Source organism: Bacillus sp. ISL-18 (assembly GCF_018613415.1).
Taxonomy (GTDB): Bacteria; Bacillota; Bacilli; order Bacillales; family Cytobacillaceae; genus Neobacillus.
The window spans coordinates 110987-134598 of record NZ_JAGGQG010000010.1 but is presented as its reverse complement, the minus strand read 5'-3'; the positions used below and the strand labels follow the sequence as shown (position 1 = coordinate 134598).

Below are 23612 nucleotides of genomic sequence, written 5' to 3'. Positions count from 1 at the left end.
TTTAAGTTATGATTCTGGGGGTAAAAGATGTGCAAATTGATATAATTAAAGGTCATGGATCAGGAAATGATTTTCTTCTCATCGATGAAATCTCAAATGACTATGCGTTTACGGAAGAAGATAGAGCAAACCTTGCAAAGATTTTTTGTAACCGTGATTCCGAGCTAGGAGCCGACGGAATTTTGTTTATCATGAAAAGTGGGCAAACGGATGGAAGAATGCGTGTCTTTAATGCAGATGGTTCTGAAGCGTCCATGTGTGGAAACGGCCTCCGTCTTGTGGCCAGATATATCTGTGAACTGAAAGGAATTAACCAGGCAGTTATTGAAACAATGAAAGCAAATCTAAAGGTTAGAAAACAAGAGGATATATTTCCTCAGGTTCACACCTACCAGGTTGAGATTTCTCCGGTCCTGTTTGAGCTAAAGGCACTCCCATTAAACCTAAATAAACCGACTCTTTTTAACGAAAGAATCAAGGAGCTTTCAGATGAGTTAAGGTTTACCGCTCTGGCGGTACCCAACCCGCATTTGATTGCAATGGTAGAAACAGAGCAGCTTGAAAGTAATCTCCAAAAACAGCTTAGTGAAAAAGTGAATGGTCCCAATGATTTATTCCCGGATGGGGTAAATGTCAGCTTTGTAAAGCCGCTTGAAAGAGGCTCTATATACGTCCGCACCTTTGAGCGCGGAGTAGGTTTTACAAATGCCTGTGGTACAGCCATGTCAGCTTCGTCATTGGTTACTTGCTTAACCGATTTAAATGCCTTTGAAACAGCAATCAACGTTTATAATAATGGCGGTAAAGTCCAATGTGTGGTTCATAAAACGGAAGATACCTATACAATTGATCTAATTGGAAATGCAACCTATCTTTATCGTGCTTTCATTGAGTTATCACTAAATGAAAAAACTTTCTCTGTTTCATCAAAAACCAATTTTACAGAACAAGATACCTATGAGAAGCTCCAAGTGGCAGCACAGGAAAAAATAAAGCAATCGCTTTAAAGGATAAGGTATATCACCTTATCCTTTTTTACTGGTGTTTTTTAAAAACTCAAGGACCGGAGCAAAGGGCTGCAGTTGCTTTGTTTGAAAATAGTCCATAAAAGGGTCACCTTGACTGCGGATTCGTTTTAGCGCATTCTCCATATTAAAGGAGAATAAATCAAGTTTGTCATTCACTTCCTCCCAATAAAGAGGGGTAGCGACACCGGCATGTTCGTTTCCTCTCATTGAGTAGGGAGCGACAATCGTTTTACCTTCAGAATGCTGTACATAGTCAACATATAACCTGTTATTACGATTTTTTTTCATCCGTTCAATCGTGAAAGAATCAGGATCCTTTGAAATCAAATATTCCGCAATAAAGCTGGTGAATAATCGTGTATCATCGTAAGTATACACATTTTCCGGCAAAGGAAGGTAAATCTGCAAACCTTTATTTCCTGAGGTTTTAATAAAACCAACCAGATTTAATTGGTCTAGTACGTCTTTTATCAATCGAGCGGCTTTGACCGCTAATTGAAAGGCATCTTTTGATGGCGGGTCCAAATCAAAAACGATTTCACTGGGTCCCATGCTTTTGGTGGTTTGAAAAGGGATATGGAACTCAATGGCCAATTGGTTTCCAAGCCACACAAGGGTTTTAAGGTTATTACACAAAATGTAATGGATGCCTTCTGCCTCTTTAGTCTTCACAAATTCTGGAGCATAATCTGGACAATTTTTTTGATAAAAAGCCTCTCCAAACATTCCATGGGGATAACGAATAACTGTTAAGAGCCTGTCCTTTAAAAAGGGCAGCATAAATGGTGAAACTTCCCGCAGGTAGAGAATATAATCAGCCTTTTGAATGTTGAACTTTTCCCATAAGGGTTTATCCGGATGGGTTATCTCCAGCTCTTGAGGCAGATTTTTTTGAGCAAACATAAATCGGTCATAGGTGCAATCAGCAGGTTGTAGATCAAATCGAAAATGGTCAAAATGAGGTTCACGCAGTTGATTGTCATATAGTTCTAAATATTTCACTTCAAGGCAGATAGCAGGTTCAACATAAATAAATCGATCGTCCTCATTAATCATATTTTGTTTTATTGTTTGTTGTAAGGCATCTTTTTCTTCTGGTTTAAAACCAAATAGAACTTGTCCAATTGAACATATTTTTTTGTCTTGATAAACACCTATATAAAAATAGCCATTTGTTTTTTCATATGCTGTTACAAAGCAGCTGACATATTTCCAGTTTTTATACTTTAACCACTGCAGCGTGCGTTTACCTTCCTCCCAAAGACTATTTTTAAATTTAGCAATAATGCCTTCCCCATCATACAAGACCACTTTTTCCCATAATTCATTAAAATCATCATGGGCTATTACGTATTGAAGCAGTTGATCGTTATACGGATCAGCTTTTAACTTAAAACCAGCTGCTTGGAATAATTCCTCTAGCGCTTCTTTTCTTTTATAAAAGGGTTCTGTATAGATTCCATTCCCTTTTACCAACAATAGATCAAACACCATTAGACGGCAGGGAAAACGAGCTGCTTGCTCTTCAATTTTTTTTTCGGACTTTAGTCGTCCTCTGACCTGGATGGCAGAAAAGTTCGCTTTATGTGTGTTTTCCAAACTAACAAGTTCACCATCTAATTGCAAGGGTAAATAGGGTTTAAACTGGGCTTCATGTTGCAAAAGGAACTGTTTAATTTCCGGGAATTGAGGTAATAAATTCTTTCCATTCCTGCTTATTAGTTCAATCCCCTTGTGATTCCAGGTTAGCATGGCCCGAAAACCATCATATTTGACCTCGTATTGCCAATCAGGCCGTACGGGAAGATCAAAGGTTAAACTTGGCAGCATCGGCTTCATCGGTACGTTTCCCTTCTTTTTCCCTTATTCTGCTTCAATTAATTTCACTTCATCCTTTTCCAAATCTTTTAAGGGATGAAGTTGAGGCTTTACCGCAAAATAAAAATAAAAAGAATGGAGAATATCTATGCATACGATGTGGAAAGGCAGTATTAGTTTTGGGCTTGTAAACATTCCCATCAAGCTTCATACCGCAACCGAAGACAAGGATATAAAGCTTCGCACCCTGCACAATAAATGTCATGCTCCCATTAAATATGAAAAAATCTGTACTGTCTGTGAAGAAGAAGTAAAACCAGAGGATATTGTAAAAGCTTACGAGTATACAAAAGGCAAGTTTGTCGTCCTTGATCATGAAGAATTAGAAAAACTGCGCAAAGAAAATGAAGAAAAGGCAGTTGAAATCATTGATTTCGTTAAAATTGAAGAGATTGACCCTATTTATTTTGATCGAACGTATTATATGTCCCCGAATGAGGGCGGAAGTAAGGCATATTCCTTACTGCGTAAGGCATTACAAGAGTCCCAAAAAGTTGGACTGGCTAAAATTATTATTCGCTCTAAGGAACAACTTGCGGTTATTCGCGTATACGAAAATACATTGGTGATGGAAACGATTCATTATCCAGATGAGGTCCGTAAAGCTGGAGATGTTCCTAATGTTCCAGTAGAGAATAAAGTAACGGAGAGAGAATTAGAAACAGCTATATTACTGATTGATCAGTTAACGACCACGTTTGAGCCTGAAAAATATACGGACGAATATCGCACCGCTCTATTAGAATTAATTGAGTCAAAACGAACGGGACAGGAGACAGTAACATCAGCTAGTAAAGAAGTAGCATCCAATGTTACAGACCTCATGGCAGCTTTACAAGCGTCGATTGACCGGACGAAACCAAATAAAACAACAACATCAGCTCTGAAGCCTTCAAAACCTGAGATAACGAAACCTAAAAAAGCAGCTGCAGCGCCTAGAAAAAAGGCCCCATCCAAGGTAAAAAAAGAAGCCTAGCACAAATGTCAGTCTAAATATAAAGTGAAGGACCAGGTTCATTTCACTTGGTCTTTCTTTCAGATTGAATTAGTTTCTAAAATTGACCTGGAGTAAAAATTGTGTTATAATTTAAATATGTTTTAATGTTTCGGTATTATCTGATTTAAGTGGTCGTAGCTGCACGAAAGTGGGGGAAGCTCTTTTACCTAACGTGTAGGGTACGTCTTTTTTATTTTGTAGAATGGTCAACAAAATTAAAATGGTGATGCAACAATTGGTAAAGCATCACTTTTTTATGTATTAGTATTACTAGAATAATAGCTGGGGATGCGTTTTAAGCTAAAAACAGGCATAACTACCTATAAGGAGTGATCGTTTTGGCGTTTGGCAGAAAAAATGAAGAAGAAATTAAATTAGAAGAAACAAAGATTTGGGAATGTACCTCTGAATCGTGTAAGTGCTGGGTTCGGGATAATTTTAAAAGCAGTGAGGTTCCACTTTGCCCAATTTGCAAAAGTGAAATGAGGCAATCAACGAAAGAACTGCAAGTGATTCATAACCATAGTAAAAATTTCATGTAGAAAAACAAATAAAGCAGGGAGCATAATGCCCCTGCTTTATTCGTTTTCTATAATGTTTTTACAGTAAGATAGGACTAACTCTTCTTCATCTTCCTCTAATTCAAAATCAAGTACCTTTTCAGTCCCGCGTTCAAAAAAGTGGTAGCTGGTTATTTTATCTCCGCTTTCATCGTGTACAAAAATACACTTTAAACCGACACCTTTCTCAGAATACAATTCATCCTCCTCATCGACTTCGAGCTCTAGAAAAAACTCATAACGGTCTCCAGATAGTAAACCAAATGGATCCTCTAATTTATCCACTTCGTGGCCTGTAATGTTCAACTCTATCATCCTTTTCTGTGTATTGACTCTCTTATTATACACATTTTTAGGAATAACCCAAATGTGATATTAGTTACTGTAATATCAAGGATTTTGAATTTAATGTGAATAATTGCACAAAGTCAACCGGACTATACTAGATTACGGTAAGATTGATTTATAAGTGCTTACAATGAAGGTAGTTGGTGTCAACAATTCACACATGAGGAGAGAAGGCAATGACAACAACAAAAGATTCAATACATAATCAATTATATCCATTTTTATTAGCTAGAAAAAACTTTTACCAAATTCTCCATACGTTATTCTTAGAACCAGCCATGCACCATTTTTTATTTGATGAGAGGCTTGTGAGGAATTTTGACGAATTAAAAGAGTTCCATGAAGGTGGGAGAATTCTCGCCAGTGCTTTTGAACAATTAACTACAAATGAAAAAGTGAACACGGAAAGAGAAGAATACTGTCGGTTATTTATTGGTCCGGGTTCATTAGTCGCTCCTCCCTGGGAGTCGTATTATCGAAGCAAGGAGCATCTTTTATTTGAAGAATGGACGCTCCAGGTCAGAGAGCTATATCACCAATTTGGACTGAAATCGATCCACGAAAATAATGAGCCGGAAGATCATTTACTCCTTGAATTTGAGTTTATGATTTTTCTAATCAAGTTAAGTTTGCAAGCCTTAGACATTGAAAAGATTCAGGAACTGATTTCGAGTCAAATTGACTTTCTTAAAGAGCACCTAACCATTTGGATTCCAGAATTTTGTAAACGGGTTGTGGATCATACTACTAGCCGCCTATACCTAGGTGCAGCCATGGTTCTTGAAGACTTTTTAAACTTTGATTTGACAACTTTATTGGAAATTAAGGAGGCAGTAGAAAATGTCTGAAAACCACTTAAAGAACTTGTTGACAAATAAAATGGAGAGACGAACCTTTTTAAAATGGTCAAGCGCAATTGGTATCCCGGTTATTGCCGGTGGAATAGGGACAAAGATGCTGGTCGAACGTAACGAAGAAACTAAACCAGTAAGTGCTAAAGAAGAAAGTGCAGAGACGATTATTTCAACCTGCAGTGTTACGAACTGCGGAGGACGTTGTATCATTAAAGCCCATGTAAAAGACGGGGTTGTAGTCCGAGTTAGTACAGATACTCAAGAGGGCGGAGACCTCTCTCATCCTCCACTAAGGGCCTGTATCAGAGGAAGAAACTATCGAAGCATGCTTTATCATCCTGATCGTCTTAAATACCCTATGAAACGAGTGGGTAAACGGGGCGAAGGGAAATTTGAGAGGATTTCTTGGGAAGAGGCCATTGAGTCTATTGCTGCACAGGTAAAAAGAACTGGAGATACATATGGCCCTGAATCTAGGTATGTTAACTATGCATCAGGTCAATGTTGGGGAATACATGGCGGAGTGAGTGCTGCCAAAAAACTCTTAGCCTTAACTGGCGGCTATTTGAATTCCCGAAATGACTACAGTTCTGGTGCAGGTAATGTTGCCACTCCTTATACTTATGGAACAAATAACTCGGGAAGCAGCTTTGATTCTTTGCTCCATTCCAAATATATTATTTTATGGGGGCAAAACCCTTCTGAAATGATTTTCTCCACACCGTATCGTGAATATTTAATGCAAGCAAAGAAGAATGGGGCAAAAGTAGTCGTAATTGACCCAAGATATACCGATACTGCCATAGCCTTCTCTGATGAGTGGATACCCATTCTTCCAACAACAGATACTGCGATGATGGATGCCATGGGGTATGTGATTGTTAGTGAAAAACTTCACGATCAGGCTTTCCTTGATAAATACTGTCTTGGATTTGATGAGAATCATATGCCTGATGGTGTTTCGAAAGATGAATCACTAAAAAGCTATTTACTTGGGAAAAACGATGGCATACCTAAAACTCCTGAATGGGCCGAAAGGATTTGTGGCGTACCCGCTAATAAAATTCGGGAAATAGCCCGCGATTATGCTCAAACCAAACCTGCTGCGTTGATTCAAGGCTGGGCTGCACAGCGACAAGCATTTGGAGAGCAATTCATGCGCGGCGGCGCACAATTGGCCTGTATAACAGGAAACGTTGGTAAACTGGGAGGCTGGGCTGCTGGGACTGGCTATTGGAGCCGCAGTAATATTGTTTATCCTTTTTTTGACGAAAACCCAGTTAAAGCTTCCATTCCCTGTTTCCTTTGGACTACTGCAGTTGAAAAAGGGACAGAAATGACTGCTGCCGATGGATTACAAGGAACGGAAAAATTAAAAACCAATATTAAAATGATTTTTAATATGGCAGGTAATATGCTGATAAATCAGCATGCCGATATCAATAAAACACGAAAACTGATCGAGGATGAAAGTAAAGTAGAGTTTATTGTAGTCAGCGATCTCTTTATGACCCCGAGTGCAAAATATGCGGACATATTATTACCGGGAACGACGTTCTTTGAACGCTACGATATTGGCGTACCATGGTGTTTTGGAGATTATGTGGTCTTCGGGGATAAGACCCTTGATCCACTGTATGAATGCCGAAATGAATATGATGTGTTTGCAGATATCGCTGAAAAGCTGGGACTAAAGGAACAGTTTACAGAAGGAAAATCCATTCTGGATCTCGTAAAGGAAAGCGTTGAGAGGACAAAACAAGAGCTTGACCCAAATTTCCCAGCATTTGAAGACTTCCGTAAAAAAGGAGTTCATCACTTTACCTATAGTGAGCCATTAGTTGGTTTTAAAAAGCAAATTGATGACTTCGAAAAAAATCCATTCGAAACTCCTTCCGGGAAGATTGAGCTGTTTTCGAAGTCCTTATGGGATATGAATCAGCATGATGAAATACCCGCAATTGCTAAATACATTTCTTCGTGGGAAGGACCAGAGGACTCTCTTATTAAGAAGTATCCACTTCAACTGATTAGCTGGCATTATAAGCGGCGCTGCCACTCCACCTACGATAATCAAGAGTGGCTTGAGGAAGCAGCCAAGCAAGAAATGTGGTTAAATCCAAAGGATGCCGAAAAACGAGGGATTAAAAATGGGGATCGTGTACATGTATTTAATGATCGTGGATCACTTGTGATTGATGTAAAGGTCACACCAAGGATTACTCCTGGAGTTGCTGGAATTCCTCAAGGTGCTTGGTATTCTCCTGATAAAAATGGACTTGATCAACGAGGCTCCGTAAATGTTCTGACATCACAGAGGCCGACGGCATTAGCAAAGGCTAATCCACAGTTATCAAATCTGATTGAAGTTAAAAAACTATAGGGAGTGAGGAATTTGAAACAGCTGGGATTTTATATTAATCAAAGCCTATGTACCGGTTGTAAGGCATGTACAGTGGCTTGTAAGGATAAAAATAACCTTGACGTTGGCATCAATTTCCGCAGGGTTTACTCATATGAAGAAGGAACTTTTATTGAACAATCCAATAAGGGATTGCTTCCAAATATACAAGCATTTTATTTTTCCATTTCATGTAATCATTGTCAGAACGCTTCCTGTATTCCAAGCTGTCCGACCGGTGCGGTTGTAAAGGATAAACATAACGGTGTAGTAACAATTGACCAGGATGTATGCCAAGGGGCACAATTATGTATTAAGGCTTGTCCATACGGATCTCCTCAATACAATAAAAAGGTGTTTAAATCAAATAAATGTGATTTTTGTATGGATCTACAAGAAAAAGGCGATGATCCAGTGTGTGTGGCAGCTTGTCCAATGCGGGCAATTGAATTTGGGCCAATTGAGGAGATTCGAAAAAAATATGGCAGCATCAATCAAATTAAAGGGATGCCAAGTGGTGCCATTACCCATCCAAACCTTGTCATTACCCCGCATAAGGATGCAAAGCTGTTTGGCAGTTAACAAAAATATCAGCAGGTGAAAATATGTCGCTACTTGTTAATTGGCTTGAAAGTATGCATGTAGATACCCGAATAACCAAAAGTTGTTCTAGGAAGAAACACCTTCGCTCTACTTGCAGGGCTTGTATGGATGCCTGTCACATTGGGGCGCTTACCATAACTTCGACATCAATTAAAGTAGTTACGGAGAAATGTAATTCATGCGGAGAGTGTATGATTGCCTGCCCGCTTTCCGCTATAGAAGGTGTCCTTCCATCAAGGGAATATGAAAGGAATAGTTTGGTCTATAATGAGTCCTATATTCCAAAGATTAAAGAATTGCTGATTTACAAACAAAGGGGGGTAAACACTATCAAGGCAGATAGAACTCCTCTTAATCAAATTTGGCTGGATGTTCTTAGTGATGCCAATAAAATCTTGCAGCAGCTTAATGAAGGCCCCATCCAAATTACGGAGATACGTAAAGATGAGGGATTGTCGAGGAGAGCTTTTTTAACTTCTTTACAAACAGAGGGCAAACAGTTAGCAAAATCTTTGGCACCTGCTGCTTGGATGGTAGAAGCAAACGAATGGAAAATAACCCGTTATTATGGTGACTATCAATTCTATCAAGTGGAAATCAATCTTGACCAATGTACACTTTGTCAACTATGCTTTTCCTTCTGTTCTCAAAAGGTATTTTCTTTAGAGGATCATTCTTTACGGGTTCACAATGAAAAGTGTGTAAACTGTTGTGATTGTATGGATATCTGCCCGGAAGGCGCCATAGAAATTAAACAGGAAATTACAAAAAAACAATACAAAAACTACCCGCTATTGATACGTGAATGTAAAAATTGCGGGAAACCATTCTCCACATTCCAACAAAAAGCAGACAACTGCCCTATTTGTCACGATCGCAATCCAGAATGGTTAAGTCCCTAATACTTAGAAAAAGAGGTTCTCATTAATAGGATAAGCCAATTAATGAGAACCTCTTTATGAATGGACAAAATAAAAACACTTGCTAAGTGTTAAGACCTTTGTATGGAGGAGAAGATGAGATTCGAACTCACGCAACGGTTACCCGTCCTAACGCATTTCGAGTGCGCCCCCTTATAACCACTTGGGTACTTCTCCGTATGGAGCGGGTGAGGGGAATCGAACCCCCGCCGTCAGCTTGGGAAGCTGAAATTCTACCATTAAACCACACCCGCACTTTCAAATAAGAACACCTATATTATATCATAGTTGCTACTTTTTTTGTACAGCATTTTGCTTAAAAAACAAAAAGTGCTGAGGTTTTTCCCAGCACTTCTCTAGGCTTCTGCTTTTGGCTTTATCGCAAAGATTGTTACCACTGCGGCGATAATACTGAGGCCGCTAAGAACAATAAAAATCCAATGGTTAGCGTATTTCATGAGCACTGCAATAAGTGGAGGACCTGCTGCAACCCCAATAAATCGCATTGAACTGTAAATGGAGGAAATTGTTCCGCGTTCTTTTTTCTCAATGCCTTCGGTAATTAACGCATCTAAACAAGGAAGACTTAACCCAATTCCTATGCCAGTAATCAAAAACATGGTGATCATATACCAAAGCTTAATTGAAAACCATAGCGCACCAATTGAGATAGCTGCGATGATAATACTGATCAAGGTTATCCATTTCATTAAGACTTTATTTTTCTTAATAATTTTTCCGCTGATAAAAGAGGCCAAACAAAGTGCACCAAGCGGTAATGCTAAAAAGAAACCTTTTTTGAGATCCTTAATCCCATATTCTTTTTCAAAGATCTCAGACAGGTAAAACAAAATACCAAATAGGACAAGCATTAGAATACCGCCAATAAAAAAGATGGCATACAGCCAACGTCCTTTTTCAGTAAAGGTTTTTTTTATATTTGTAAAAAATTGTTTGAAAGGAATGGGCTCTTCATTACTTTTTGGGCATTTAACGAGAAAAATCATTAAGATAACCGAAATTATACAAAATACTGGAATTGAAAAGAATGGTAAAAACCAGATGAATCCGGCAAGAAAGGCCCCGAGTATCGGGCTTAAAACTTTTCCCAAAGTATTAGACGTTTCAATCAGTCCTAAACAGCTGCTAACATCATCTTCACTTTTAAACATGTCACCTACTAATGGCAGTACAATCGGCATAGCCCCTGCGGCGCCTACTCCCTGAAGGGCCCGGCCGACTAAAATGAGCCAATAGGCATCAGTTAACTTCCATGCAGCCCACCAAGAAATTAAGCCGCCAACCGCCGCAATAAGCAGACTTGGGATAATCACTTTTTTTCTTCCAATATGGTCGGATATATATCCGGCAACTGGAATTAGAAAAATGGCAACAATCGAATAAACAGTAATAATCATACTGGTTTGAAAGGATGTGATCGATAATTCTTTTTCCATAGAAGGTAGTACAGGAATCAACATTGAATTTCCTAAAGTCATTACTAAAGGAATGGAAGACAGCGAGACGATTGCCCACTTTTGTTTAGCTATTTCACTTTGTTTTTTTTGGCCTGCCGCCGATTGTTTTTTCTTTGCTGCCTTTTGGTTTTGGCTTATTCGTTCAATATGTTCCATGAATCTTCTATCCCGCCTTCATTTATGCTCTCAACAGCCTACTCTGAAGAGCCATGTTTGCTTGCTAAAGTTAATATTGGCTAATTCAATGGAAAATAACAAAGTTTAAAGTATCCTTTAAATGGAAGCAGGTAAATATAGACGTAAGAATGAGATGAAAAATCCGAGAAAAGTTAATTTTGAATTTTAAAAAAATAATCACTTGACATATTTAGTGAAGTTGGATAGGATAATAATCAATAAAGCAAATCATATAGGTGTAGACGAAGAGTAGTAACTTTTACGGATTCTTAAAGAGAGCTGATGGTTGGTGCAAATCAGTGTAGACGTTCAAGTGAATGGACTTCCGAGCCTCCAAACCGAACCCTGATAGGCAGTAGGCTTTGGCGAAGATCTCATCGTTACAAGAGACAGATATTCAAGCATTTTTGCTTCGATATCGGTTAAGTGAGCTAATTTTAGCTAATGAAGGTGGCACCACGGGTCTTCCGTCCTTTTTGGATGGAGGGCCCTTTTGTATTTTTAATTATATAATTAACTCGTTGAGCAAGAGTAGTACACAAAAATTTATTCTTTCCAGAGAGTCGGGGGAGGTGTGAGCCCGATATGAATGAATTTGTGGAATGGACTTGTGAGAGGTGTCTTGAATCTTAGTAGGGACGCCCGGTTTCCCCGTTAAAAGGATAGGATATCGGACAGAATATGTCCTGTATCTGAATGAGGGAGCAGAGTTTGGCTGTTCCAAAGGGAGGTGGCACCACGGTCTTAGAATCGTCCTCTATATGCGCAATCTATTTGCGCGTATAGAGGACGATTTTTTTATTTTTTCGAAAAGGGGTTGTGACATGAAGACTATAAATCGATGTTTAATAAAGGAAATTAAAGGAGATACATTAACGCCCATCTCGATCTTACAAAAGATAAGCGGAACAAAGAAATTCTTATTGGAAAGCTCTCATAAATACAATGACTCAGGGAGGTATTCTTTTATTGGTACTGATCCTGCCTTCGAACTCATTTCTAGAGGAGAAAGGAACGAAATTATCTATCGCGACGGGGAAAAGCAGGTAGTGAAAGGAAATCCTTTAGAGGTTATGAAGAAGCTTTTACCAGAAGGGATATTTGAAGAATATGATTTCCCTTTTATAGGAGGCTCAGTGGGATATGTCGGCTACGATATCATTAGACAGTTTGAAGTAATTGGTGAGGAATATCCAAATGGCTTGGAAATGCCTGATGTGCATCTTTTGTTTTTTGAGGAAGTGATTGTTTTTGATCATCTACAAGAAAAGGTGAAAATTTGCGGTCTTCCATTATCAGAAAAAAGTAGTACAGCGATTATCGAAGGACGAGTAATGCAAAGGATAGAAGAATTAAAAAAGCCAAATTATTATTTCGAAGAGGAACCTTATACTTTTAGCGGTTTTGAATCGGATACAACAAAAGAAGCGTTTATTAAAAATGTTGAAACCGCAAAAGAGCATATCCTTGCAGGCGATATTTTTCAAGTCGTCCTCTCAAGACGTATGAAATCATCATTCCAAGGTACGCCCTTATCACTTTATCGGAAGCATCGAAGCACCAATCCAACACCATATATGTTTTATATCGACTTTGAGGAATATACCGTGATTGGTTCGTCTCCAGAAAGCTTAATCAAAACACGTGGAAACACTGTCATCTCAAATCCGATTGCCGGAACAAAGCGAAGAGGAGCAACTGCTGAAGAGGATGAGCGAATCGGGAAGGAATTAATAAACGATGAGAAAGAGCTAGCAGAACATCGCATGCTTGTAGATCTTGGAAGAAACGACCTTGGCAAGGTTTGTGAATTCGGAACGGTTCAAATTGAGAAATATATGTCGGTGGAAAAATTTCGTCATGTGATTCACTTAGTATCGGAGGTTAGCGGCAAGCTTCATTCAGAAAAAACGGCTTTAGATGCTCTAGCCGCCTGTCTTCCAGCAGGGACCGTTTCAGGGGCGCCGAAAGTAAGGGCGATGGAAATAATTAATGGGTTAGAAAAATCTAAACGTGGTCTTTATTCTGGAGCAGTTGGTTATGTTTCAGTAAACGGAAATATGGATTTCGCCTTGGCGATTCGTACCATGATTATTAAAGATGGAGAGGCAATTATCCAAGCAGGTGCAGGTGTTGTTCACGATTCAAACCCAGTGTCTGAATATGAGGAAACATTAAACAAGTTGAGATCCTTTTTGGAGGGTGAAAAATGATTTTATTAATTGATAATTTTGATTCGTTTACCTTTAATCTTTATCAATACCTAGGGGAACTGGGTGAAGAGGTTGTTGTTTATCGGAATAATCAGCTGAGTGTGGAACAAATTCAAAATTTGAACCCGAAAGCGATTATTTTATCACCCGGGCCTGGCCGGCCAGAGGATGCAGGTATTTGTATTGAATTAATACAAACTTTCCATAAGACCATTCCTTTACTAGGAATATGTCTTGGCCATCAAGCAATTGGTGCAGCCTTTGGCAGTGAAGTGCGGAGGGCTCATTACATTCGGCATGGAAAAACATCGTTCATCACCCATCAAGGCAGAGAATTATTTGCAAACCTTGATTCTCCATTAGAGGTAATGCGTTATCATTCGTTGACATTAGAAGAAAGTAATCTTTCAGCGGAGTTGGAGTGTATTGCTAATTCCAATGACGATCATGAAATCATGGCAATAAAACATAAGAAATATCCTGTTTATGGGCTGCAATTTCATCCAGAATCAATTGGAACACCAGATGGAAAACAAATGTTAAAAAACTTTTTAACCGAAATAGAAGGGATGAGGAAAAATGAAAAACTATCTACTCCAATTAGCTGAGATGCGATCCTTTTCTGAAGAGCAAATGCGAGAAGCCGTTGATTTTATCTTAGGAGAAGAAGTTTCTGATTCTGAAATTGCCGCCTTTTTAATGGGGTTAAAATCTAAAGGTGAAACAGTTGACGAAATCGCAGGAATTGTTCGGGCCATGAAGGGCAATACCCTGAGTTTTAAGGATAAATTTCCGAATGTTCTGGATAACTGTGGAACAGGCGGAGACGGTTCTTCAAGTTTTAATGTTAGTACTACTTCAGCTTTTGTTATTGCAGGTGCCGGAATTCCAGTTGCTAAGCATGGCAATAGAAGCATCTCAAGTAAAACTGGAAGTGCAGATGTCCTTGAGTATCTAGGAGTTAATTTAAATTTACCATCTGAAAGGACGGAAGAAATATTACATGAAATCGGGATCGCCTTTTTATTCGCTCCACATGTTCATCCAAAATTAAAGAAAGTGATGACTGTACGAAAAGAATTGAAAATTCCCACGGTCTTTAATTATATTGGCCCATTAACAAATCCGATTGAACTCGATTATCAATTGTTAGGCGTTAATCGCAGGGATTTATTAAATGTATTTGCGGAAGTACTTAAAAGATTAGGCCGTAAAAGGGCGGTTGTTATAAATGGTGCTGGATTTATGGATGAAGCTTCACTTCAAGGAGAAAATCATTATACCCTTTTGGAGGATGGAAAAATTACTAGTCATATATTTACACCTGAAGACGTTAATCTCCCGCAATACGATAACAGCCAGATAAAGGGTGGAGATTCGGAAGAAAATGGGGAAATCTTATTAAAAGTGCTAAAAGGGGAAAAAGGTGCCCCTCGAGATACTGTATTATTAAATGCCGGAATCGGTATTTATACGGCTGGAAAAGCCAGTTCCATTATTGAAGGTATTGATGTAGCCAAGGAAATAATCGATTCGGGAGCGGCATATGCAAAACTAACAACGCTTATCGAAAAATCTAAATTAGGCCAGAAAGAGGCGATTTAAGTGGAAACCATTCTTGACCGGATAATAGAACAGAAGAAAAAGGAGGTCCAGCTGCTTCAAGAAAGGATGGAAATCAGTAAAGAAACAGTTTATCCAAAAAGATCTCTTATAGAAAAACTGCAAACAGCAGAGGAACTTTCCATCATTGCCGAATATAAACGAGCATCCCCATCAAAGGGTTTAATCAATAATGGAGTGGAACCAGAAGTACAAGCGGCAATTTATGAGCAATCAGGAGCGTCAGCCATTTCTGTATTAACGGATTCCACCTTTTTTAAAGGTTCTTTTGCCGACTTAAAGGCCGTTCGTGAGGTAGTTAACCTGCCTATATTATGTAAGGATTTTATTATTAGCCCACTACAGATTGATGTTGCAGCGGCCAATGGAGCTAACATCATATTACTAATTGTTGCAGCGTTAGAAGAAAGCAGTCTGGCTGAGCTCTTTTATTATGCGAAAGCAAAAGGCTTAGAAGTGCTGGTAGAGGTCCATAACAAAAATGAATTAGAGAAAGCACTTAAAACAGGAGCAAAGTTAATTGGTGTCAATAACCGTGATTTAAAGACATTTAAAGTTTCACTAGAAGTAACTGAACAATTAGCCTCAATTGTAAAAAAATCAGGAGCTTATTTAATAAGTGAAAGCGGAATCCATTCTGAGCAGGATGCTGACAGAGTTCGAAACGCAGGAGCAAATGGAATTTTGGTAGGCGAGGCTTTGATGGTCAGCCAGGATCTAGAGAAATCCTTCTCTAATCTTCGTCTTCCTCTTCAAGAGGGTGTTAATAAATGAACATTAAGGTAAAAATCTGTGGACTCATGGATAGTCAGACCGCACTTAAAGCTGTTGAGTATGGTGCAGATGCCATTGGTTTAGTATTTGCAGAAAGTAAGAGGAAGGTAACACCAGAACAAGCACAAGAAATCGTTTCTTGCTTACCAGCAACTGTTATGAAAATTGGTGTCTTTGTTAATGAAACGAAGGAAGAGATTGAAAGGATTGCTTCTCAAGTTGGTTTGACCCATATTCAACTTCATGGTGAGGAACCTGCTTCCTTTTCTCAATCCCTTCCGCTAGCAGTCGTAAAAGCGATCAGCTTTAAGGATAATGAAGCTTTAGAGAAGATTGCTCAATTTCCGGCTGATTATATTTTGCTAGATGGCCCAAAAGGAAAATATCGGGGTGGAAACGGAACATCGTTTAATTGGAGGCAAGTAAACACTCTAATTTTGAAAAGAAAAAAAGTTATTCTTGCCGGGGGATTACATCTTGAAAATGTCACTGAGGCTGTACAGATCATTAACCCTTATATGGTCGATGTAAGCTCTGGGGTTGAAACAAATGGAGTAAAAGATCTTGTAAAAATAAAAGCATTTATCGAAAAGGTAAAAACAATACCAATTGGAGGAAAACAAAATGAGCACCTATACATTACCGAATGAAAAAGGCCATTTCGGAATATTTGGCGGAAGATTTGTTCCAGAGACTTTAATGAAGGCCGTTAATGAATTAAATGATGCCTATGAAGACGCAAAAAAGGATCCTGCTTTTCATGCTGAGATTGCTAGATTAGCAAGTGAGTATGTTGGTAGAGAAACACCATTATATTTGGCGGAAAACTTAACAAAACATGCCGGCGGGGCAAATATTTACCTAAAAAGAGAAGACCTAAATCATACGGGAGCCCATAAGATTAATAACGCGATTGGGCAGGCATTGCTTGCTGTGCGTATGGGGAAAAGAAGAATTGTTGCTGAAACAGGAGCAGGTCAGCATGGTGTGGCAACAGCGACGGTATGTGCATTATTAAACCTAGATTGTATCGTTTTTATGGGTGAAGAAGACATCAAACGACAAGCTTTAAATGTCTTTCGGATGGAATTGCTAGGTGCTAAGGTTGTTGGCGTATCCTCAGGCAGTGCTACCCTAAAGGATGCCGTTAACGAAGCCTTAAGATATTGGGTGACTAATGTCGATGATACACACTACTTACTAGGTTCAGCTATGGGACCTCATCCATTCCCAATGATGGTTAGAGATTTTCAAAGTGTCATCGGCAAGGAGACGAGAGAACAATTTCTATCGCGGGAAGGCCGCCTGCCTGAAGCTGTTGTTGCTTGTATCGGAGGCGGTAGTAATGCGATTGGGATGTTTTATCCATTTATAGAGGATAAAGAAGTTCGGTTATACGGGGTTGAAGCTGCAGGGCAGGGAGTGGAAACTGAGTTTCATGCTGCGTCCTTAACAAAAGGGAAACCAGGCGTCCTTCATGGTTCGTTAATGTATTTATTGCAGAATGAAGATGGTCAAATCCAAGAGGCTCATTCCATTTCAGCAGGACTTGATTATCCTGGGGTAGGTCCAGAACATAGCTACTTAAAAGATAGCGGACGGGCCAATTATGTCTCCATTACCGATGAAGAGGCACTTGATGCCTTTCAACTTTTATCAAAACTGGAAGGAATTATTCCTGCGCTAGAGAGTTCTCATGCGGTTGCCTACGCGATCAAGCTTGCTGCTGAAATGAAAGAAAATGAAAATATTGTCGTTTGTTTATCTGGTCGTGGGGATAAAGATGTAGATGCAGTCAAAGCAAGACTTGAGGGGAGGAACTAACATGAATCGAATTGAAAAAGCATTTGCAGAATTAAAGGAAAGTCAAAAAAAGGCCTTTGTTCCCTATATAATGGCAGGTGACGGGGGTTTAGAAACGCTGGTTGAAAAACTTATTATACTTGAAAAATTCGGTGCCACTGCAGTCGAAGTTGGGGTTCCCTTTTCAGATCCTGTAGCAGATGGACCAACGATCCAAAAAGCCGGCCTAAGAGCGCTTGCTAATGGGACCACCCTAAAAGGAATTGTTCAGGAAATTGAAAAAGCTAGAAAAAAATTATCAATCCCCATCATTCTTATGACATATTTAAATCCAATTTATTCATATGGAATAGCTAATTTTGTTCGCGACATCCGGATTGCCGGAGTGGATGGCTGCATCATTCCTGATCTGCCGATAGAAGAGGAAGAAATTATCGTACCGGAGCTTGATAAAGCAGAAGTGGAATTAATCCGTTTAGTGACCATGACAACTCCCCTCGAAAGAATCAAAACGATTTCAAGTAAAGGAAGAGGATTTTTATACACGGTAACAGTTAAAGGTATTACAGGGGTTAGAAATGAGTACGATGCTGAACTTACTAGCTTTATAAAGTCTGTTAAAGAAGTGAGTGCTATCCCTGTTATGGCAGGGTTTGGTATTTCAAGTAAAGAGCAAATTCAACAAATATCAAAATACTGTGATGGAGTGATCGTCGGCAGTAGGATTGTTGAGCTATTTGAACAGGGCCGACTGAGCGAGATGAAGGATTTAATGTCTGTGATTAAACAAGAATCAAACGTATTGTAAATGAAAGGGTCTACTTTTCTTTTCAGAGTAGACCTATTTTATCAATTTAGTTGTACAATAAGGTGTTAAATTCTGTCATGATTTTTGAATTTCTTGATAGCCGAGGTTAACTTCTTTATAATAGGTATATAATCATTATAAGTAAATCCTTTTTATGATGAATAAATTATTTTGAAACTTCCAGTAGTGGAAGTTTTTGTTCGTTTTTTATATCTGTTTTCTATAAGGATAATTTTTGCTAGGAGCGTAATATAAATGAAGGAAATACATGTTGAAGAATTATTAACCCTAAAGGAACCGGTCATTATTGATATTCGTTCACAGATTGAGTTTGCAGATGGGGCTATTCCTGGGGCCATCAACATTCCATTATTCACGGATGAAGAGCGTCAAATTATAGGGACAATTTATAAACATGAAGGACAAGCGGCTGCTAAGTGGCAAGCGATGGAATTTGTTTCTCCTAAGATTCCTGCTCTGTTAAAGAAAATCAAGTCGTATCAAACGGATGGGGAGTTAATCATTCATTGTTGGCGTGGGGGAATGCGTAGTAAAGCCGTTGTAACCTTCTTAGAGTTTGCAGGCATTTATGCATGGCGCTTAGTTGGGGGATATAAAGCCTATCGGCATCATATCCTTGAACAAATACCATCCATGATACCGGATAAAACAGTTGTTATTCATGGGATGACAGGTGTTGGAAAAACAGAGGTTTTGAAAATTTTAAAGAAAAAGGGGTATCCTGTTCTTGATTTAGAGGAAATGGCAGGACACCGCGGCTCTATCTTTGGCACTATTGGTCTTGGAGAAGGTCATAATCAAAAGACCTTTGACTCTCTCCTATTTAAAGGTCTAACAGAAATCAAAGGGGTCGACTATTTTCTTGTAGAGGCAGAAAGTAAAAGAATAGGTAAAGCTGTTCAGCCTGAAAAGTTAATGGATGTTAAATTTAAAGGCTTAAATATTTACATTCATTCGCCGCTGGAACAAAGGGTAAAACAACTTGTTTCTGAGTATGTACTGCCTTATGAACAGGAACCGTGGTATGACGAAAAAATATCGTTAGGAATTGAAAAGGTCTTAAGAAGAGTGAAGGATACAGACATTCGAAACCGATTAATCGAAACCCTTCATGAAAAAAATTATCACGACATGATTTCGATTTTACTTAATCACTATTATGACCCACGGTACAATCATGCAAGACAAGACTACATTGGAGAGTTTATTGATATATTTGCGGAAGATCCGATCGATGCGGCGGATAAGATTACTGCCAAACTTAAAGAGCTATCCTTTCCTCCGATGTTAGAAACAAATAACCAAATTTGATCAACACAAATAACCAAGCACACGCCCTTTAAAGGTGTGTGCTTGATTACGTTTCTAAGGAGATTCTAATCTTCTTCTCATGGCAGTTTCCAGAAGAACAGGTAAGATGTTAACTACCTTCTAAAAAATTTATCTCCAATCATCATCAAATAGCAGGTACTGAAAAACAGTTCAAAAAGGAGGAATACAACATGTTTTGGTTTCGGTTAATCATTGTTGGCTTCTTTTCGTTCACCGCAATTTCTCTCGTTTCGTTCCAATCAATTGAGATTATTCATGCAGTATTTGATTTTATTCGAGATAAACATCAGTTAAAATAGTAGAAAAAACGTAATGTGAGAGTGGGAGTATGTCCAAATTACTAATTATTGAAGATGAAAAGAGCTTGGCTCGATTTATAGAGTTAGAAATGCAGCATGAGGGCTATGAAACGACCGTTGCCACAGACGGACGTAATGGGTTGCAATTAGCTCTCACTGAGAGTTGGGATGCCATTTTACTTGATTTACTGCTTCCAGAATTAAATGGCATGGAGGTATGCCGAAGAATTAGGCAATCTAATAAGACGATTCCTATTATTATGATTACCGCCCGTGATAGTGTACTTGATCGGGTTTCTGGTCTAGACAGCGGGGCAGACGACTATATTGTAAAACCATTTGCAATTGAAGAGTTATTAGCAAGACTGAGGTCGTTATTTAGAAGGATTGAGGCTTTGCAATCTACTGAGGTTAAGACCCTTGTATTTAAGGATCTTGTTGTTGAGCTAGAATCCTGTGTGGTTAAAAAGGGAGAATTGGTTATTAGTCTGACAAAGAGGGAATATGATTTATTAATTACCTTTATGAGTAATATTAACATTGTTTTAACAAGGGAAGTGCTCCTTAATAAGGTTTGGGGATACAGTACAGGTGTTGAAACAAATGTGGTGGATGTATATGTTCGATATCTACGAAACAAAATAGATGATCAAAATGATGATGGGCATTATATTCATACTGTTCGTGGTATAGGATATGTTATGCGATGATACAGAAGATTAGCAGTCAATTTAATCGACTTCGATGGCAAACGAAATTAGTTTTAAGCTGTTCCACTGCTATATTTCTGACTTTTTTTCTATTTAGTTTCTTAGAATATCATACCGTTTCAAAATGGATGATGAACCGTGAAGAAATTGCCATCAATCGAACAATGAGTGATATCACCACTTTTTATAACGCAAAATCAAACAAACCTAATCGCGGAGATATGAAAAAAAGTGCGGCATTTTTGAGGAAAATGAATGATAAAGATCAATTAATTAGAGTATATGACGAAGATGGTCATGTTCTTGTTTCGGATAAAAATGGTACCTTCCCCGTTTTAGAGGCTGCACCGACTAGGGAAAAGGTTACCCAAGAGATTTCGATTGAAGGAAATGAAGCATTTGTTGCCAGAGCTCCGTTGAAGGGAAATGGTTTTACAGGGACGATAGAAATTGTTCGTCATTTAAATACCTACCGAAGAATGATGGGGAATCTCTTTTGGGTAATGACCATATTTGGGATTGCGGCAATTATCTTTAGTGCTATTAGTGGTTTTTTACTTGCAAAGCAGCTTTTAAAACCTGTAAGGGATTTAGCTAAAGCGATGAAACAAATCAAGGAAACAGGCTTTCAAGAAAGAATGAATGGGTATAAACAAAAAGATGAATTAACAGCCCTGACCAATGTTTTTAATGAAATGATGGATGAAATTGAAAAATCGTTTTTACTTCAAAAGCAATTCGTTGAAGATGCCTCTCATGAACTCAGGACACCAGTGTCGATATTAGAGGGACATCTTTCCTTATTGAACAGATGGGGGAAAAAGGATCCAGTGATTCTAGATGAATCGCTGGATGCTTCACTGCAAGAAGTAACAAGATTAAAAAAATTAATCAACGACTTGTTACATATCACAAGAGCAGAACATCCTAGATTAAAAAATGAGGAAAAAACGGATATTTCAGAAACTCTTCATCAATTGGTGAAGAATTTGGAGATCATCCATCCAGATTACAATCTATTTTTAGAAGTGAATCCGATGTTACCTAAGGTTCCCATTTCGAGGCAGCATATGGAACAGATCATGATAATCTTATTAAATAATGCTATCCAATACTCTAGCAATCATAAGACTATTTGGATTACTGCCATGCAAGAAGGAGGGAAAATGATCCTCTCTGTAGTTGACAATGGTATTGGTATATCGAATGAACATTTAGCGAATGTATTTAACCGTTTTTATCGAGTGGATCAAGCTCGTAGCCGAGAAAACGGCGGTACAGGATTAGGTCTGTCAATTGCCCAGCGATTAATTAAAAAATATAATGGCGTAATCTCAATTGAGAGTCAGGAAGGAGTTGGAACAAAAGTAACAATTGTTCTGCCATATTTGATATAAATATGCTAATTTCATAAAGCAATATATAAAAAACCGCTGAATTTGTTCAGCGGTTTATTTTGGTTTGGGTTCTTTTCTAAGTCTAGGTTTTCAGCAGTTTTAAACCTCTTCGTTTTATTTCATCTTTTAAAAGTTTAATCCATTCCTTTTCCCCAGTTTTTAATGCATCCCGATATGAAATAATCAACTGCTCGTTACTCATAATTTTCAATTTAAGAATGCCTCCTCAAAAAATGGATTCTATATTCAGTTTTTACTATTGTAATAGTTCAAAGGAGATTTGAGAACTCAAATTTTACATTTTCGGTTAAGGAATCATCATATTGTTGCACACCACCGGATCAATTGATTATACTAGAACTTGGACAAAGACCGAAAGGACGGTGGCAGCAGTGATTCATCTATCATGGAAAGATCGTGAGACAATTAAGAAAGTAAAATGCGTTCATACAGATGCAAAAAAATATCTCGTTCATAATGCTTTAACAAAAGGAGAAATTTATGATGTAAAAAACGAAACAGAAGAGTTTTATTACATTATCGATAATTCCGGAAAAGTGGGCGGATTTTACAAGGAATATTTTAAAGATGCATAGAATTAATCAAGACTGTTGAGGTATAGCCTCCAGTCTTTTTTTACGAAGCTAGGATGTAAAAATTAAAAAAGCTGCCTGAAACAACGATCTTCAGACAGCTGGTATATGGATAAGATTAGCGGGCATCTGGGAATACTCTGCGGATCGTATCAGAAAAACTATCGAGGAAGTCGGAATTGGCTCGTCCATATCGAATATCCCGAGTATAACTCGACATTCGTTTATAGAATTGCGGATTTTTCGAAATATGGACATTATCGATATTGCTATCTGCAGATTTTACTGCCCTTGTAATTTTACTCCTGGTCGTTGCTGTTAACTGATTATGAGCAGCCATTTTTACAGCGACATATGCATTATTATCGGTGACAATGATATTTGCCCGGTTTATCTCTGATAAATCAGTAACCCTATCTGCTGCACGATTTGCAACGATGATCTTTGAAGTGTCGTATTGTATTCGGGTGTTCGTAGAGTGTTTGTTATGATTTCTCTGCCGATCTAATTCTGGATCGCTTATATCGACGCTTGTGATGGCTGGACCACCATGATTTGGTGTATTATAATTGACTCTCGCTGGATCCGTTTTCTTGGGGTCAAGCTTTTGATTTGCAAGATCATCTTCTACATTATTCTTTGAACAGCCTGATATATACAAACAAAAGATAAGAGTTACTGTAACAAACAATCTTTTTTTCATTTATGTAAGCACTCCTTCGGACTAAGTTACACCTAGAGATAGGTTTCCAAATTAAGAAAAAAATTATCCTATTCTTTGAGTAACTAATAGTC

At 38.4% G+C, this 23612-nt stretch carries 24 protein-coding genes, 2 tRNA genes and 2 other annotated features; of the genes, 19 read left to right on the top strand and 7 right to left on the bottom strand.

Going from position 1 to position 23612, the window contains the following annotated elements; genetic code table 11:
* The first annotated feature begins 29 nt into the window (after positions 1–29).
* Positions 30–1007 (top strand): diaminopimelate epimerase, encoded by a 978-nt coding sequence (dapF, locus tag J7E81_RS13620; RefSeq protein WP_215042877.1) that lies wholly within the window; start codon positions 30–32, stop codon positions 1005–1007.
* 18 nt (positions 1008–1025) lie between these two features.
* Here dapF and J7E81_RS13615 read toward each other — a convergent pair whose 3' ends face one another.
* Entirely contained in the window at positions 1026–2867 is a 1842-nt protein-coding gene (locus J7E81_RS13615; RefSeq protein ID WP_215042875.1) for a DNA ligase D, read from the bottom strand.
* A 127-nt stretch (positions 2868–2994) separates the two neighbouring features.
* On the opposite strand from J7E81_RS13615, the gene ku reads away from it, so the two are divergent.
* Entirely contained in the window at positions 2995–3882 is an 888-nt protein-coding gene (ku, locus tag J7E81_RS13610) for a non-homologous end joining protein Ku (RefSeq protein ID WP_215042873.1), read from the top strand.
* Positions 3883–4241: 359 nt separating this feature from the next.
* A complete protein-coding gene (locus J7E81_RS13605; RefSeq protein ID WP_215042871.1) occupies positions 4242–4445 on the top strand; it encodes a cold-shock protein in 204 nt (67 codons plus the stop codon).
* Positions 4446–4481: 36 nt separating this feature from the next.
* Here the strand turns inward: J7E81_RS13605 and J7E81_RS13600 are convergent, their stop codons facing one another.
* Complete coding sequence (locus J7E81_RS13600) at positions 4482–4778, bottom strand: DUF6509 family protein (RefSeq protein WP_215042869.1); 297 nt, start codon at positions 4776–4778, stop codon at positions 4482–4484.
* A 209-nt stretch (positions 4779–4987) separates the two neighbouring features.
* Here J7E81_RS13600 and J7E81_RS13595 point away from each other — a divergent pair, with 209 nt between their 5' ends.
* From J7E81_RS13595 to J7E81_RS13580, 4 genes are read left to right on the top strand one after another with little or no spacing between them, the layout of a single operon-like run.
* Positions 4988–5659 (top strand): TorD/DmsD family molecular chaperone, encoded by a 672-nt coding sequence (locus J7E81_RS13595; RefSeq protein WP_215042868.1) that lies wholly within the window; start codon positions 4988–4990, stop codon positions 5657–5659.
* On the top strand, positions 5652–8048 hold the full coding sequence (locus tag J7E81_RS13590; RefSeq protein ID WP_215042865.1) for a DMSO/selenate family reductase complex A subunit: 2397 nt from the start codon (positions 5652–5654) through the stop codon (positions 8046–8048). The genes J7E81_RS13595 and J7E81_RS13590 overlap by 8 nt, the downstream gene beginning before the upstream one ends.
* 12 nt (positions 8049–8060) lie before the next feature.
* On the top strand, positions 8061–8648 hold the full coding sequence (locus J7E81_RS13585; protein WP_215042863.1) for a DMSO/selenate family reductase complex B subunit: 588 nt from the start codon (positions 8061–8063) through the stop codon (positions 8646–8648).
* Positions 8649–8671: 23 nt separating this feature from the next.
* Positions 8672–9571 (top strand): 4Fe-4S dicluster domain-containing protein, encoded by a 900-nt coding sequence (locus J7E81_RS13580; protein WP_215042861.1) that lies wholly within the window; start codon positions 8672–8674, stop codon positions 9569–9571.
* Between the two features lie 103 nt (positions 9572–9674).
* Here J7E81_RS13580 and J7E81_RS13575 read toward each other — a convergent pair.
* The 3 genes from J7E81_RS13575 to bcbE all read right to left on the bottom strand — a co-directional run bounded on the left by J7E81_RS13575 (position 9675) and on the right by bcbE (position 11223).
* Positions 9675–9766, bottom strand: a tRNA-Ser gene (locus J7E81_RS13575).
* Positions 9767–9769: 3 nt separating this feature from the next.
* A tRNA-Gly gene (locus tag J7E81_RS13570) sits at positions 9770–9843 on the bottom strand.
* A gap of 102 nt (positions 9844–9945) precedes the next feature.
* Positions 9946–11223 (bottom strand): bacillibactin exporter BcbE, encoded by a 1278-nt coding sequence (bcbE, locus tag J7E81_RS13565; RefSeq protein WP_215042859.1) that lies wholly within the window; start codon positions 11221–11223, stop codon positions 9946–9948.
* A 251-nt stretch (positions 11224–11474) separates the two neighbouring features.
* Positions 11475–11722: a binding site (T-box leader), on the top strand.
* A gap of 34 nt (positions 11723–11756) precedes the next feature.
* Positions 11757–12005: a binding site (T-box leader), on the top strand.
* Positions 12006–12068: 63 nt separating this feature from the next.
* Between bcbE and trpE the strand changes: the two genes are divergently transcribed.
* The 11 genes from trpE (at position 12069) to J7E81_RS13515 (ending at position 22224) form a co-directional block, all read left to right on the top strand.
* Positions 12069–13457 carry an anthranilate synthase component I gene (trpE, locus tag J7E81_RS13560; RefSeq protein WP_215042858.1) on the top strand — a complete coding sequence of 463 codons (1389 nt, stop codon included), beginning with the start codon at positions 12069–12071 and terminating at the stop codon, positions 13455–13457.
* On the top strand, positions 13454–14065 hold the full coding sequence (locus J7E81_RS13555; RefSeq protein ID WP_215042856.1) for an anthranilate synthase component II: 612 nt from the start codon (positions 13454–13456) through the stop codon (positions 14063–14065). The genes trpE and J7E81_RS13555 overlap by 4 nt, the downstream gene beginning before the upstream one ends.
* Positions 14037–15062, top strand: coding sequence for an anthranilate phosphoribosyltransferase (gene trpD / locus J7E81_RS13550; protein ID WP_215042854.1), 1026 nt, complete (start codon positions 14037–14039; stop codon positions 15060–15062). Before J7E81_RS13555 ends, trpD begins: the two co-directional genes overlap by 29 nt.
* Positions 15063–15854, top strand: a complete 792-nt coding sequence (gene trpC, locus J7E81_RS13545) for an indole-3-glycerol phosphate synthase TrpC (protein WP_215042852.1) — start codon at positions 15063–15065, stop codon at positions 15852–15854. It abuts the gene before it with no gap.
* 2 nt (positions 15855–15856) lie between these two features.
* The gene (locus J7E81_RS13540) at positions 15857–16504 is read left to right on the top strand and encodes a phosphoribosylanthranilate isomerase (RefSeq protein WP_215044337.1); all 648 of its coding nucleotides are present in this window, start codon (positions 15857–15859) and stop codon (positions 16502–16504) included.
* On the top strand, positions 16479–17678 hold the full coding sequence (gene trpB / locus J7E81_RS13535) for a tryptophan synthase subunit beta (protein ID WP_215042850.1): 1200 nt from the start codon (positions 16479–16481) through the stop codon (positions 17676–17678). Before J7E81_RS13540 ends, trpB begins: the two co-directional genes overlap by 26 nt.
* A gap of 1 nt (position 17679) precedes the next feature.
* Positions 17680–18465 (top strand): tryptophan synthase subunit alpha, encoded by a 786-nt coding sequence (gene trpA, locus J7E81_RS13530; protein WP_215042848.1) that lies wholly within the window; start codon positions 17680–17682, stop codon positions 18463–18465.
* Positions 18466–18720: 255 nt separating this feature from the next.
* Positions 18721–19797, top strand: a complete 1077-nt coding sequence (gene mnmH / locus J7E81_RS13525; RefSeq protein WP_215042846.1) for a tRNA 2-selenouridine(34) synthase MnmH — start codon at positions 18721–18723, stop codon at positions 19795–19797.
* Between the two features lie 191 nt (positions 19798–19988).
* Positions 19989–20117: a hypothetical protein gene (locus tag J7E81_RS30930; RefSeq protein ID WP_275677097.1), complete on the top strand. Its 129-nt coding sequence runs from the start codon at positions 19989–19991 to the stop codon at positions 20115–20117.
* Between the two features lie 29 nt (positions 20118–20146).
* Complete coding sequence (locus J7E81_RS13520; protein ID WP_215042844.1) at positions 20147–20827, top strand: response regulator transcription factor; 681 nt, start codon at positions 20147–20149, stop codon at positions 20825–20827.
* Positions 20824–22224 (top strand): HAMP domain-containing sensor histidine kinase, encoded by a 1401-nt coding sequence (locus J7E81_RS13515; protein ID WP_215042842.1) that lies wholly within the window; start codon positions 20824–20826, stop codon positions 22222–22224. Before J7E81_RS13520 ends, J7E81_RS13515 begins: the two co-directional genes overlap by 4 nt.
* A gap of 82 nt (positions 22225–22306) precedes the next feature.
* Here the strand turns inward: J7E81_RS13515 and sda are convergent, their stop codons facing one another.
* The gene (gene sda, locus J7E81_RS13510) at positions 22307–22426 is read right to left on the bottom strand and encodes a sporulation histidine kinase inhibitor Sda (protein ID WP_374104055.1); all 120 of its coding nucleotides are present in this window, start codon (positions 22424–22426) and stop codon (positions 22307–22309) included.
* 190 nt (positions 22427–22616) lie between these two features.
* Here sda and J7E81_RS13505 point away from each other — a divergent pair, with 190 nt between their 5' ends.
* Positions 22617–22820: a DUF6501 family protein gene (locus tag J7E81_RS13505; RefSeq protein ID WP_215044336.1), complete on the top strand. Its 204-nt coding sequence runs from the start codon at positions 22617–22619 to the stop codon at positions 22818–22820.
* Between the two features lie 115 nt (positions 22821–22935).
* Here the strand turns inward: J7E81_RS13505 and J7E81_RS13500 are convergent, their stop codons facing one another.
* On the bottom strand, positions 22936–23520 hold the full coding sequence (locus J7E81_RS13500; protein ID WP_215042838.1) for a YhcN/YlaJ family sporulation lipoprotein: 585 nt from the start codon (positions 23518–23520) through the stop codon (positions 22936–22938).
* Positions 23521–23612: the final 92 nt, after the last annotated feature.